The 12523-nt window shown below is 63.5% G+C and carries 10 protein-coding genes; all 10 read right to left on the bottom strand.

Annotated elements, in window-relative coordinates; genetic code table 11:
* Nucleotides 1–7: 7 nt before the first annotated feature.
* The 10 genes from K5Q02_RS22690 to K5Q02_RS22645 all read right to left on the bottom strand — a co-directional run bounded on the left by K5Q02_RS22690 (nucleotide 8) and on the right by K5Q02_RS22645 (nucleotide 12339).
* Nucleotides 8–319 carry a hypothetical protein gene (locus K5Q02_RS22690; protein WP_225834549.1) on the bottom strand — a complete coding sequence of 104 codons (312 nt, stop codon included), beginning with the start codon at nucleotides 317–319 and terminating at the stop codon, nucleotides 8–10.
* Nucleotides 295–1338: a CmpA/NrtA family ABC transporter substrate-binding protein gene (locus tag K5Q02_RS22685; RefSeq protein ID WP_225834547.1), complete on the bottom strand. Its 1044-nt coding sequence runs from the start codon at nucleotides 1336–1338 to the stop codon at nucleotides 295–297. The genes K5Q02_RS22690 and K5Q02_RS22685 overlap by 25 nt, the downstream gene beginning before the upstream one ends.
* A gap of 575 nt (nucleotides 1339–1913) precedes the next feature.
* On the bottom strand, nucleotides 1914–3221 hold the full coding sequence (locus K5Q02_RS22680; RefSeq protein ID WP_225834545.1) for a nitrate regulatory protein: 1308 nt from the start codon (nucleotides 3219–3221) through the stop codon (nucleotides 1914–1916).
* 83 nt (nucleotides 3222–3304) lie between these two features.
* The gene (gene cobA / locus K5Q02_RS22675; protein WP_225834543.1) at nucleotides 3305–4051 is read right to left on the bottom strand and encodes a uroporphyrinogen-III C-methyltransferase; all 747 of its coding nucleotides are present in this window, start codon (nucleotides 4049–4051) and stop codon (nucleotides 3305–3307) included.
* 38 nt (nucleotides 4052–4089) lie between these two features.
* On the bottom strand, nucleotides 4090–6831 hold the full coding sequence (locus K5Q02_RS22670; protein WP_225834541.1) for a nitrate reductase: 2742 nt from the start codon (nucleotides 6829–6831) through the stop codon (nucleotides 4090–4092).
* The gene (locus K5Q02_RS22665; protein ID WP_225834539.1) at nucleotides 6831–8096 is read right to left on the bottom strand and encodes an NAD(P)/FAD-dependent oxidoreductase; all 1266 of its coding nucleotides are present in this window, start codon (nucleotides 8094–8096) and stop codon (nucleotides 6831–6833) included. The genes K5Q02_RS22670 and K5Q02_RS22665 overlap by 1 nt, the downstream gene beginning before the upstream one ends.
* Before the next feature lie 437 nt (nucleotides 8097–8533).
* Complete coding sequence (locus tag K5Q02_RS22660; protein WP_225834537.1) at nucleotides 8534–11065, bottom strand: penicillin acylase family protein; 2532 nt, start codon at nucleotides 11063–11065, stop codon at nucleotides 8534–8536.
* A 121-nt stretch (nucleotides 11066–11186) separates the two neighbouring features.
* The gene (locus K5Q02_RS22655; protein ID WP_225834534.1) at nucleotides 11187–11639 is read right to left on the bottom strand and encodes a DUF2489 domain-containing protein; all 453 of its coding nucleotides are present in this window, start codon (nucleotides 11637–11639) and stop codon (nucleotides 11187–11189) included.
* Complete coding sequence (locus tag K5Q02_RS22650) at nucleotides 11629–11835, bottom strand: SEC-C metal-binding domain-containing protein (RefSeq protein ID WP_225834532.1); 207 nt, start codon at nucleotides 11833–11835, stop codon at nucleotides 11629–11631. The genes K5Q02_RS22655 and K5Q02_RS22650 overlap by 11 nt, the downstream gene beginning before the upstream one ends.
* A 6-nt stretch (nucleotides 11836–11841) precedes the next feature.
* Nucleotides 11842–12339: an LEA type 2 family protein gene (locus K5Q02_RS22645; protein WP_225834530.1), complete on the bottom strand. Its 498-nt coding sequence runs from the start codon at nucleotides 12337–12339 to the stop codon at nucleotides 11842–11844.
* Nucleotides 12340–12523 lie beyond the last annotated feature (184 nt).

Below are 12523 nucleotides of genomic sequence, written 5' to 3'. Positions count from 1 at the left end.
CCTCCGGTTAGGCCTTCAGGGACAGGCTGTCGAGATAGGCTTGCGGGTTCTGCGGGTCGAAGGTCTTGCCGTCGAAGAAGGTCTCGACGCCTCGCGATTTGGATTGCGGAATCTGCTCGGCAGGTACCGCGAGCTCGGCGGCGGCCTGGCGCCAGATGTCCTCGCGGTTGACGGTGTCGATCAGTGCCTGGCTGTCGAAGTCCTTCGGCAGGTAGCCCCAGCGTTTGTTTTCGGTCAAGAACCACAGGTCGTGGCTCTGGAAGGGGTAGGAGGCGAACTCGCTCCAGAAGCGCATCAGGTGCGGGCTGTTTTCCACCACGCGGCCGTTGCCGTAATCGATGTTGCCCTGCAGGCGAGCCAGCAGGTCCTGGCGGGAGCGCCGATCCAGCGGCGCTTGGCGCAGATTTCCGCGACCTGCTCTTTGTTCTCCGCCGCTTCGCAGAACATCTGCGCTTCCATCACCGCCTTGAGCAGGGCACGGGTGGCGTTGGGGTTGGCATCGACATAATCGGCGCGCAGCGACAGGGCTTTCTCCGGGTGGTTGGCCCACAGCTCGCCGGTGGTTACCGCGCTGTAGCCAATGCCCTGGTTGATCAACTGAGCGTTCCATGGCTCACCGACGCAGAATGCGTCCATGCTGCCGACCTTCATGTTGGCGACCATCTGCGGCGGTGGGATCACCACCGTCGGCAGATCCTTGTTGGGTTCGATGCCGCCAGCTGCCATCCAGTAGCGCAGCCACAGGTCGTGGGTGCCGCCCGGGAAGGTCATCGCCGCGGCGATCTTTTGACCCTTGGCCAGCTTGGCGGCAACGGCCTGCTTGAAGGCGCTGGCGTCGGTGCCGAGTTTGAGATCCTGGTATTCCTTGCTGATGGAGATGCCCTGACCGTTGAGGTTCAGGCGCGCCAGCAGGTACATCGGCAGCGGAGTATTGTTGGTGGTGACCTTGCCGGCGGCCATCAGGTAGGGCATTGGCGTGAGGATATGGGCGCCGTCGATGCCGCCACTGCCGGAGCCGAGCACCAGGTTGTCGCGGGTAGTGCCCCACGACGACTGCTTGAGCACTTCCACGCCGGTCATGCCGTGCTTGGCGAACAGGCCCAGTTCATCCGCCACGAACAGCGGTGCGGCGTCGGTCAGGGCGATAAAGCCGAGCTTGGCCTTGGTGGTCTCCAGACCATCGGTGCCAGCAGCCCACACCGCGCTGCTCAGCCCCGCCGGCAGCAGGCTCATCAGCGCACCGCCACCAAGCAGGCCCATGGACTGCTTGAGAAAGGTGCGGCGTGGCTGGCTGGCGCTGTCGTCGATGCTCGGCAATGTACGTGGCTTGTCGTCCATATCGTTTTCCCCAAAAGGCACGCATAAAAAAACGGCGTCACTCTCATGGCAGCGCTTGGGCTGCAACAAGGGTGGACGCCGTTGTCCAGGATTCGGATTGTGGAGGGGCAGAGCCTGCCTCCCTGTCAGGGACTTAGCAGGTTGCGTGCCAGTAGTGAGCGCACCGGGCAGAGTCTCAAGTCAGGCGACCCTGAACCGCGCGGTATGCTGAGTTAACTATCTGAATGGGAAAACGTTTCTGGCTGTGCAGGGGTATTTCATCGAGGCGGTGATGGCTAACGGCAAAGGTCGGTGCCGCACAGTGGCGGGGCGTCGACCGCCAAGCGTGCGCGGCTCAGGTGCATGGTTATCTGGGCGATTGCCACAGGCACCTTCGCGGAGTCGCTTTGCTATAAGGGCGCAGTAACTTGGACGTAGCCTGTGGTTGAGCGAAGCGATACCCAGGGCGGATTTCGGGCGTGCGCCAGTTTTGCACTGACTATCCCTTTTCGGCATCGCTGCGCTCAGCGCTGGGCCACCAGATCACGGCGCGTTGGTCATTGCCACGATTGAGCGCAGCTAAGCAAAGGTACAGATCAAGCGCGCTTGTGCTTGTCGCTGCGCGGATTTTCCTGGGCCTTGCGGGCGGCGAAGGCGAGCAGGCTCTGGGCGACGTCGACCAGGCGCATGCTGCGCTCCATGGCGGATTGGCGCAGGCGTGCGTAGGCATCTTCTTCACTGAGCCGGTAATCGTTCATCAGCAGCTTCTTGGCCCGCTCGATCACTTTGCGTTCGTTGAGGGTCTCGCGGGTTTCCTTGAGCTCGTCACTGACCCGCTGCAGGCGCTGATTCTGCTCGTGGAGAAGGTCGAGCACCGAACGCGCCAGGTGGTTGCCCACCGAATCCTGAGGTGCACTGTCCAGGGTGCTGCTGTGCACGCTGAACAGCAGCGCCTGATCGCTACCGACATCCATCTGCCCCAGACGCTTGAGCAGCGTGCGATGGTTGTCCAGGTCTGCATGGGCCTCGGCGATGCTGCGGCGGCAGTGTTCCAGCAGGCGATTGGCGAGGTGGTTTTCCACTTCCTTCATGGCGTCGATGCGTCGGGTATTGAGTTCGAACCACAGTTCACACAGGCTCGGATCGACCGTGGCATTGGCAGACGTGCGCTTGGCGATGCCGCGCAGACTGATTACCTGGGCGACGGTGTCGCCGCTGTGAATCTGCTGCCACAGGGCCACCGCCTCGGCATCGGCGAACTCGCTGAACACATCGAAGCAACGCTCCTGGCCGTCTTCGAGATGCTGCAGGCGCTCCTGCAACTCGGCATCGAAATGCCCGCGCGAGAAGCCCTCGACACCCGCAGCGCGCTCCTGACCGGCCAGCTCCTTGCCCTGCATGAAGTTGAACATGGCCACCAGCAGCCGGGTGATGCCTGGGTCGACTGCGGTATCGGCGGCTTCGAAGACCACGGCCATCAACCCGCCGATCAGTCGCGTGAAGGCCTGGGTGGCCAGCCGTGGCGTCGGCTCCAGCTCGCGGATGCGGCTGCGCAGGCCGGGCAGTTCGTCCAGACCATGCAGTACATAGGCGATGCGGTTGAACAGGCGGGCACGATCCGCGGCATTGGCCTGGGCGGTATCCATGGCCATGAAGCATTCGTGTACCTGACGCTCTACGGCGGCTGACTCGGCACTGTGTGCATCAAGTTGGTGCAGATAATGGCTCGACTGGTTGCCCAGATAGATGTTGGAGTAGCCCCGTTCCTTCTGCAGCTGGTGCACCAACTGACTGACATTGGTCACCAGTTGGCAGGTGAAGGACAGGCTTTCCAGGCCCTGCAGCTCGCAGCGGCGGGCGGCGAGCATGAATCGCAGGGCGGCAGGCATGGTGGTGTCAGGCATGAGGGCAGTCTTTCAGGCAGTACGGTTGAACTAAAACAGTGCAAATAGCAGTCCAGTTGCATAGACCGGACTGTCGTAAGGGGTCAGGCGCTGCGTACCTCAAGTTCTCGCGCAGCATCCATAGCAGCGCCAACCACATCGCCGATGACCAGAATGGCCGGGCTTTTCAGCTTGAATGCCAGTGCAGCGTCGGCCATGTCCAGCAGCGTGCTACGGCACTCGCGTTGATCCGGTAGCGAGGCGTTCTCGATCATCGCCACGGCGGTGTGCGCCGCCATACCGGCATCGAGCAGATGCTGGCGGGTATCGGCCAGAGTAGCGATGCCCATGTACACCACCAGCGTCGTGCCGCTGTCGGCCAGCGCCTGCCAGTTGGGCGAGCTGCCATCCTGGGTGTGGGCGGTAACCAGAGTGACGCCGCGTGCGATGCCGCGCAGGGTCAGGGAGATGCCGCAGCGGGTCGCCGCAGCCAGGCCGGCGGTGATGCCGTTGACGATCTCGCAATGCACGCCGCGGGCGGCCAGCCAGTCGGCTTCTTCGCCACCACGGCCGAAGATGCACGGGTCGCCGCCCTTGAGGCGCGCGACCACCTTGCCCTGGCGGGCATAGCGCAGCATCAGGCGATGGATGAAGGCCTGGGGCGTCGAGCGGCAGCCGCCGCGCTTGCCCACGCGGATCACCCGGGCGTCGGGGCAGTGCTGCAACACCTGCGGGTTGACCAGGTCATCGATCAGCACCACGTCGGCCAGGCCGAGGGCACGCACCGCCTTGAGAGTGAGCAGTTCCGGGTCGCCTGGGCCGGCGCCGATTAGCCATACGCTTGGGTTCATCACGGTATTCCTTTTGTCTAGGCTCAGCCCAGTTTTCGCTAGGCTTCGATGGTCTGTAGCGCCAGCAGGCGCTTGATTTCAGGTACGCAGGAGCCGCACTGGGTGCCGCAGCCGAGATTCTGTTTGAGCGCGATGAGGTCGCAGCCGCGCTCGATACCCTCGCGTACTGCCGTCTCGCTGACGTTCATGCAGGTGCACAGGGTCTTGCCGGTCTGCCGGCGGCTCTGGCCGGGCGGGCTTTCCACCGGCGCCAGCAGCCAGCGGCGCAGGCCGCGGCCGTTGTCGTCATCGAGTGAGGTCTGGTTTTGCCAGAGGTCACGCAGCCAGCCGCGCGCGCGCGTCTCGCCGCTCAGGGCGAAGCCCGTCAGGCGACCGCCGTCGATACGCACGCGCTTGTGAATGGACAGGGCGCCTGGGTCGTCGTAACGGATCACCGATCCTTCGGCCAGGCCCAGTTGTTCCTGAAGCTGTTCGAGTAATTCAGCATCCGGCGCGTGATGGTGTGCGACGCGCATCACCAGCGCCGAGGTCTCGCGACCGGCCAGGCCGAAGCTCGCGTAGGCGAAGGTTTCGCACAGCGGGCGCAAGGCTTCCAGGCGTTGCTGAACGTCACCTTCGACCAGCGCGTGGAATGTCCAGGGCAGGTCGATGGGCTGCACGTCGATACCGGCGTGTTTCAGCTCCGGCTGCTTCGACAGCGGATCGAACGCTGGCAAGGTCAGGGCGTTGATGCCGAGGCCTTTGAGAAAGCGATCGCCCCAGTGCATGGGCAGAAAAGCCTGGCCTTGCTGCAGGCTGGCGTCGGCCTGGACGCGCACCACCAGCGCGCCGCGGCGGCTGCGCACCTCGACCAGTTGGCCGCTCTGCAGGTGCCGCTGCGCCATGTCTTGCGGGTGCAGGTCGAGCAGCGGCTCTTCGACATGGGCGAACAGCCGTGCCGCGGTGCCTGTGCGGCTCATGCCGTGCCACTGATCGCGCAGGCGACCGGTATTGAGCGTCAATGGATACTGGCTGTCGCGTTGCTCTTTAGCCGCTTGATAGGTCTCGGCGATAAAGCGCGCGCGGTCGTTGACGCTTGGAAAGCGGCCGTCGCCATAGAGGCGCGGCGTGCCGTTTTGCGCACCTTCGGGAAAGGGCCATTGCTGCGGGCCGCGTGTTTCCAGTAGCGCGTAGCCGAGGCCACAAAGATCCAGATCCCGGCCTCGGGTCAGCACCTTGTATTCCTCGAACAGCTGCTCGCTATTGTCGAAGGCGAAATGCCCGGAAGGCACGCCCGGCAGGCGAGCTTCCAGGCGCCTGGCGAAATTGCAGGTGATCGACCAGTCGGCTCGTGCCTCACCAGGGGCAGGCACGGCACGGCGCACGCGGCTCACGCGGCGCTCGGAGTTGGTCACCGTGCCTTCCTTCTCGCCCCAACTGGCAGCGGGCAACAGCAGGTCGGCGTAGCGGCAGGTTTCGGTGGTGAAGAAGGCCTCCTGCACCACCACGAATGGACAGTCGCTCAAGGCTTTGTGGATGCTGTGTTGATCCGGCATGGACTGGGCCGGGTTGGTGCAGGCGATCCACAGCGCCTTGATCTTGCCACTGCCCACCGCCTCGAACAGTTCGATGGCGCTGAGCCCCGGGTTTTGCGGCAGTGTGTCGACGCCCCAGTAAGCGGCCACTTCGGCACGGTGCTGCGGGTTGGCGACCTCACGGTGACCGGGCAGCAAATTGGACAGGCTGCCGGTTTCCCGACCGCCCATGGCATTCGGCTGGCCGGTGAGGGAAAACGGCCCGCTGCCGACCTTGCCGATCTGCCCGGTGGCCAGGTGCAGGTTGATGATCGCGGCGTTCTTTGCGGTGCCGGCGGTGGACTGATTGACGCCCATGCACCACAGCGACAGAAAACGCGGCGAGCTGCCGATCCAGTCCGCACAGCGGCGCAAATCCGCTTCGCTGATTGCGCAGAGCTGGGCGACGCGCGCGGGCTCGTAGTCGGCGACCAATTCTTGTAGCGCCTCGAAGCCTTCGGTGTGCGCCTCGATGAAGGCGTGGTCGATACGCCCCTGTTCCAGCAGCAGGTGCAGCACGCCGTGCAGAAGTGCCACATCGCTGCCGGGCGCGATGGCCAGGTGCAGGTCGGCGAGGTCGCAGGTGTCGGTGCGCCGTGGGTCGACGACGATGACCTTCATCTGCGGGTTGCCTGCCTTGGCCGCTTCCAGGCGGCGAAACAGGATCGGGTGGGCATAGGCCATGTTGCTGCCGATGATCAGCAACGTGTCGGCCTGCTCGATGTCTTCGTATGAGCAGGGCGGCGCATCGGCGCCCAGGCTGCGCTTGTAGCCGACCACGGCCGAGGACATGCACAAGCGCGAGTTGCTGTCGATATTGTTGGTGCCGACCAGGGCGCGGGCCAGCTTGTTGAAGGCGTAGTAATCCTCGGTCAGCAGTTGCCCGGAGATATAGAAGGCGACGCTGTCCGGGCCGTGCTGGCGAATCGTTTCGGCGAACACATCGGCAGCGTGATCCAGGGCGCTGTCCCAGTCGGTACGAACACGACCCAATCCTTTGCCGAGGCGCAGTTCGGGGTACAGGGCGCGGGCTGCGATGTCTCCGGTCAGGTGCAGCGAGGCGCCCTTGCTGCACAGTTTGCCGAAGTTCGCCGGGTGTGCAGGATCGCCACTGACGCCGAGAATGCGCTCACCGTCGTGCTCGATCAGCACGCCGCAGCCGACGCCGCAATAACAGCAGGTCGATGCGGTGGTGCGCGTCGCGGCGCCGAGTTCCTGAGCGCCCATCAGGCCGCTCCCAGCAGGAGAATCGGCTCGGCGTTGCAGGCGGGTGACAGGCTGTTCACCGCGTCCTCGCCAAACATCAGCATGTCGCGGACATCCGCCACCTTGCGGCCTTCGCGGATCAGTTGCAGGTACCAGGCGCCATCGGCGGTATCGCCATACAGGCAGGCGCCGACCAGCACGTCGTTCTTCAGCACCAGCTTGCGGTAACTGCCGGTGACCGGGTCGTCGAGAATGATGCTCTGCGTGCCCGGGCCGCCAGCGAAGTCCCCGGCGGAGAACAGGTCGATACCGGTGACCTTTAGCTTGGTGGCGGTCAGCGAACCGAGATAGCGGCGAAAGCCCTGCATGGCCAGGTGGCTGGCACATACCCGCGCCTGTTCGAACAGGGGGGCCACCAGGCCGTAGGCGACGCCACGGTGGCTGACGCATTCGCCAACCGCGTAGACCCGGGGGTCGAAGCTCTGCAGTGTGTCGTTGACCAGGATGCCGCGGGCGCAGGGAAGGCCGGCGCGCTGGGCCAGTTCGATGTTGGGGCGAATGCCGGCGGCCATCACTACCAGATCGGCGGGTAGTTGCTCGCCATCGCTGAAACGCACGGCGCTGACCCGGCCGCTGTCGGTGCCGATCAGCTCGGCGGTCTGTTTGCCCAGCGCGAAGTGCAGGCCTCGTCGTTCCAGAGCGTTCTGCAGCAATCTGCCGGCACGCTCGTCGAGCTGGCGTTCCAGCAGGGTGGCGCCGTTGTGCACCACGCTCACGTCCATGCCACGTAGCTTGAGGCCGTGGGCTGCTTCCAGGCCAAGCAGGCCGCCGCCGATGACCACTGCGCGGCGGTGCAGGTTGGCGCTGTCGAGCATGCAGCGGGTGTCGGCGATGTCGCGGTAGCCGATCACGCCGTCCAGCTCGTTGCCCGGTATTGGCAGGATGAATGGCCGGGAGCCGGTGGCGATCAGCAGGCGGTCATAGTCGGCACTGCTGCCATCATCGGCGATCACCCGACGGTGCACGCGGTCGATCTCCACCACCTTGCGACCCAGCAGCAGTTGGATGCCGTGCTCGGTGTACCAGCTCAGTTCGTTGAGCACGATGTCATCGAAGGTCTGTTCGCCCGCCAGCACCGGCGACAGCAGGATGCGGTTGTAGTTGGGATGTGGCTCGGCGCCGAACACGGTGATGTCGTAGAGGTCGGGGGCGATCTTGAGCAGCTCTTCCAGCGTGCGTACGCCGGCCATGCCGTTGCCGATCATCACCAGTTTCAATCGTTTCATCCGCTACCTCCGTGGCCCTGAGTGAATCGCGGCAAACAACAAAATGGCCGGGAGCCATTTGTGACGTCGGCTCCGCCGACGGCCCGTAGGGTGTCCGCCAGGGATGGCGGGGCACAAAAAAGGCGTCCTGCACGCTGAGTGCAAGGACGCCTTTGTCCAGTCCCGATTCGTTTCGGGGAGCCCTGCCATCTACCGGCGTGCTCTATGTCTGCAAGAACATGAGCAGGGAGTGTGCCAATTGCTCGAGAACGGCCGGGCAGGGTGAGGAAATGGCCTTGGAATAAGGGGAAGCGTTGCCGTAACCCAGTGTGGCCTAGTTCCTGTCCACCGAAGGGGTGGGTTGTGACGTAGCCGGCGTCGTATCAGTCGATACCGGCTGCGCCTGATTCATTCCCGTTCCTGCGCGTTGTTGGTGCGTTGCGCACCTGGGTTGTGCGTCAGGGCGTCAACAGCAGGCGTTTGCTGCCGTAGGTCTTTTCCAGGTTCTGCTGTTGCACGGGGAAACTCAGGTACTTGGCCCGGCGCCAGGCGTCGATGCCGTCGGCGTAGTGCGGGCTGGCCGGGTTGCCGGATTGCCCGGAGCTGTTGAGGCCGATCATGGGTTCCTCGCGGCCGAAGTCGACGATCATCCGCATGCTGGGGATCAGCCAGGTATCGAAGTCCTGGCCCCAGTTGTAGGCCGACACGTTCAACGTGCTGTGGTCTCCGCCGGCCGGGTACGGGCCGCGGTCAAGATAGCCCTTCAGCGAGCCGATGCTGGTGCGCTGGCCGGCGCTCAGGTAGGGCGCCATCTGCGTGCTGCCGCTCAGCCACTCGTAAGTGTGCAGCTTGCCCCACTGCCAGGCGGTGCGTTCAGTGCCCAGGCGCTGCTCGAGCAACTCGATGCTGGCCGCCAGGCTGCGGGCGAGAATCGCCGGCTTGTCTTCTTTTTGCGGTGTGCGCACGTCGTCCCAGAACGGGCTGTCGTCGCGGCCAAGGAGGTGATCGGCCTGGGCCGAATAGGACAGGTTGGCGTTATTCACCAGGGCTTTCCAGGCTGATGAGGTTTCCGGGCCGAGCTCGTCGAGGAAGATCTGTCGGGCACTTTCGTGCAGGAAGGCGCTGTACACGGCTGCGTCCGCGGAGGTCGCGGAGAGTTTGCCGTCGAAGGCCATCAATCGGCTCAGTGCTTCATGGGCCTTGCCACGCTGGGCATCGGGCAGGCGGTCGATAGCCTTACGCAGTGGTTCGGCCATGTTCTGCGCCTCGAACATGTTCTGCAGCTTGGCGGCGAACGGCGTGGTCTGGTCGTACTGCATGGCAATCATGCTTTGCGTGTCATGACGGCCACTGCCGGCCAACTGCGCGATGCGCTCGTAGCGCTCCGGGGCGTACCAGGAGTTGGACAGCTGCATGCCGTAACCGCGCGGCACGCTGCGCTGGTTGGCGCTACCCAGCCAGCCCTGCTGCGGGTCCTGATCGTAAGGATGGAGCATCGGGTCGGCGAAACCATCCCACTCGTAGCGGCTGTCCCAGCCCGGTGATGGCACCAGACCCTGGCCTTCACGGCGATTCGGGAAACGCCCGGTAACCTGCCAACCGATGTTGCTGGCGTCCGCGAACACCAGGTTCAGCGGCATGGCGCGGATTTCCCGGGTTGCCTCGAAGGCCTGCTCCACGGATTGCGCGCGAGACAGATTGAAGAAGGCGTCGAGGCTGGCGTCCTCCTCGAACTGGGTGGTTTGCAGCGCCAGGCCGTAGCCGCTTTGCAACTGCAGGGGCTGCAGCGGATGTTTGCGTTCGCCCAGCACACTGTTGAGCAGCGGGCCGTGGCGGGTTTCATAAACGGTTTCGCGGATCGACTTCTGACCCTTTATGAAGAAGGTTTCCTGGCGCTCCTGAGCGTGTAGCCATTTACCGTCGGCGAGATATAGCAGGCGATTGCCTTCGCGTTTGACCTTCTCGAGGAACAGATCCTGGTTGTCGCCCATGACCATGGTCATGCCCCAGGCCAGCTTACCGTTGAAGCCGGCAACCACCGCCGGCATACCGGCGACCGTTACCCCGGAGGCCTGAAATTTCGGCGCGCGAATCTGCACGAAGCTCCATACCGAAGGCAGTTCGATCGGCAGATGGGTGTCGTTGGCCAACAGGCTCTTGCCGCTACGGCTGCGCGAGGGGGCGATGGCCCAATTGTTCGAGGCAGCGACGCCGAGCATGTGCCGCTCGGACACCTGGGCGGCGGCTGTCTTCACCGCCTGCAGGCCAGGAATGTTGCCGCCAAGCGCCAGGCCCTTGAGCTTCTCGGCTTCCTCGAACGGCAACGGCTCGTCCGGATAGGTGGGCAGCAGCCAGGCCAGTTTGTCGGCGCCGACTTTCTGGGTGAGGGTCAGTGCCGCGATCTCTTCCTGCAGGTTCACCGACAGACCGAAATTGAGCAGGCAGAAGATCATCACTGAGTCTTCGGGTTTCCAGTAGGGTGGACGATAGCCGGCCTCGGCCAGATCCATCGGCAGCTTGTCGCGGTAGCGGAACAGGTAGGCGTTGACGCCCCGGGCATAGACTTCGAAGAACGCCTTCATCCGTGGCGAGGCATTCTTGTAGAGCACCTCGGCGCTTTTCTTGAGGTTCACCGCGCGCATGAACCGGTCCATTTCCAGCACGCCAGGGCCGGCCATTTCCGCCAGGCGACCTTCGGCCATCAGGCGCAGGCTGACCATCTGGCTGAGGCGGTCGCTAGCGTGCACGTAGCCCAGGGTGAACAGGGCGTCGTGAAAGGTATGGGTTTCGATCAGCGGCATGCCCAGCGGGTTGCGGCGTACCGAAGCGGTCTGCGCCAGCCCCTGCACGCGGAAGGAACCTTGATCCGGGTGCACGCTATTGCGGTAGCGGCTGTCGAGCAGGGATTGGCAACCGCTCAGCGCAACCATACCGGTGACGATGCCAGCGAGGCTCAAAGTGGCAAAAGGACGGAAAGCGCGCGGCAGCATGCGGCGGACTCCTAGAGGAAAAGGGCGGCGGTGGGCGGGCCGGAATGGCGCTAAAGGTAGAGAGCGGCATGGCGCCTGGCAAGTGGCGCGGTGATTGGAGCGACGGTCGTCGCTCCAGGGACTATGGGCGGGTGTTCAGTCCCTCGTCGAGCAGCCAGCGTGCAGCCTCCCGGGCTTGCTGGTCGTGCGCCAGGGTCAATTCGGCAAATCGACTATCGTGTTGGCGGCGCTCGGCCCTGCTCAGGGCTTTCCAGTCAGCGTGGGTAGGCACGTGTTCGGTCGCTTCGTACAGGTGCTGAAAGACCTGAACCTGGGGTGTCAGGCTAAGCGTGCTGTCGTAATTATCGAGCAGTACCTTGATGCGGATCGCGCCTTCGATCAGGGGTACCTGGCCGTCGAGCAGGCAACTGGCCAGTACCCGTAAATCATCGTGAAGACGCTGGCGCTGGGCGTGGCGAGCATCGCTCTGCTGGCGCTGCCTGGCCCAGACCTGGCGCCACAGATAAGCGGCGTACAGGGTCAGTGCTACGACAATCAGTACCGCGAGCAGGATCAGCAGGTGATCAGGCCCCATGGCACTTCTTGAATTTCTTCTCGCTGCCGCATGGGCAAGGATCATTGCGGCCAACATCCTTCAGGGCGTTGCGTACCGGCTCCTGAGGCGCGTGGTTGCAATGCGGGCCGTGCACATGGCCGTGATCGTCATGGCCATGATCATGGTCGTGATCGTGGTTGCAGTCAGGGCCGTGAACATGAGGTTGCTGGGTCATGCGAGGTTACTCCGGAAGATATTCGCCGGGAATTATCTCGCCATTGCGCTTCATGTGCACGCGTCGGCCGAAGAATAGTCCGGTTTTCACTTCGCCCTGCAGGCGGTAGCTGATGGGTTCATCCGGCTGTTCCAGCAACTTGACCACCTGACGAACGTGACGCCACAGGTTGGTACGCACGGGAACGTCGAACTCGATATGACCATTGGCAGGCACGGTGAACCAGACTTCCGACTCACCCTCGGCGAGCTTCACGTCGTTGAGGTGCACCACGTAGTTGAGACCACGCACGGGCAGGCTGACGTCGTTGGGGTTGTCGATCCGGAAACGCAGAACGAAGCGCTGCTCAAGCAGCTTGGCTCTTACTACGTCGACATTCACGAGACGAACATCGGGATCTTCGAAATCGTCCGAAAGCCAGGTCGAGCAACCGCTCAATGCCGAGCACAGACCAAGAAACACCATTAGGCTAAGAATTCTTATCATTTGCGCCTGAGAAAACATTTCATACTCCGTTCGAGGCCTCAGTGTAACAAGAGACGGCTTTGCTGCCCTAGGGGCTGTCGTCATTTCATTGCGAGCGCTTTACTACGAGGAAATGCCGACAGACTCTCGTGTGCTCGCAAAAAGCTGCGTCATACTGGCCTGCGTGCATTTAGGTTTTATTGCTGTGGCCAAAGCGGCACAC

It is taken from the genome of Pseudomonas sp. MM211, assembly GCF_020386635.1.
Classification (GTDB): Bacteria; Pseudomonadota; Gammaproteobacteria; order Pseudomonadales; family Pseudomonadaceae; genus Aquipseudomonas.
The sequence above is the reverse complement of the archived record's forward strand: the minus strand, read 5'-3'. Positions and strand labels throughout refer to the sequence as shown.

What these genes read in the sequence shown, in the direction of transcription:
- K5Q02_RS22685 (WP_225834547.1), bottom strand. Translation starts at nt 1,338, where the DNA reads ATGGACGACAAGCCACGTACATTGCCGAGCATCGACGACAGCGCCAGC.
- K5Q02_RS22680 (WP_225834545.1), bottom strand. Translation starts at nt 3,221, where the DNA reads ATGCCTGACACCACCATGCCTGCCGCCCTGCGATTCATGCTCGCCGCC.
- cobA (WP_225834543.1), bottom strand. Translation starts at nt 4,051, where the DNA reads ATGAACCCAAGCGTATGGCTAATCGGCGCCGGCCCAGGCGACCCGGAA.
- K5Q02_RS22670 (WP_225834541.1), bottom strand. Translation starts at nt 6,831, where the DNA reads ATGGGCGCTCAGGAACTCGGCGCCGCGACGCGCACCACCGCATCGACC.
- K5Q02_RS22665 (WP_225834539.1), bottom strand. Translation starts at nt 8,096, where the DNA reads ATGAAACGATTGAAACTGGTGATGATCGGCAACGGCATGGCCGGCGTA.
- K5Q02_RS22660 (WP_225834537.1), bottom strand. Translation starts at nt 11,065, where the DNA reads ATGCTGCCGCGCGCTTTCCGTCCTTTTGCCACTTTGAGCCTCGCTGGC.
- K5Q02_RS22655 (WP_225834534.1), bottom strand. Translation starts at nt 11,639, where the DNA reads ATGGGGCCTGATCACCTGCTGATCCTGCTCGCGGTACTGATTGTCGTA.
- K5Q02_RS22650 (WP_225834532.1), bottom strand. Translation starts at nt 11,835, where the DNA reads ATGACCCAGCAACCTCATGTTCACGGCCCTGACTGCAACCACGATCAC.
- K5Q02_RS22645 (WP_225834530.1), bottom strand. Translation starts at nt 12,339, where the DNA reads ATGTTTTCTCAGGCGCAAATGATAAGAATTCTTAGCCTAATGGTGTTT.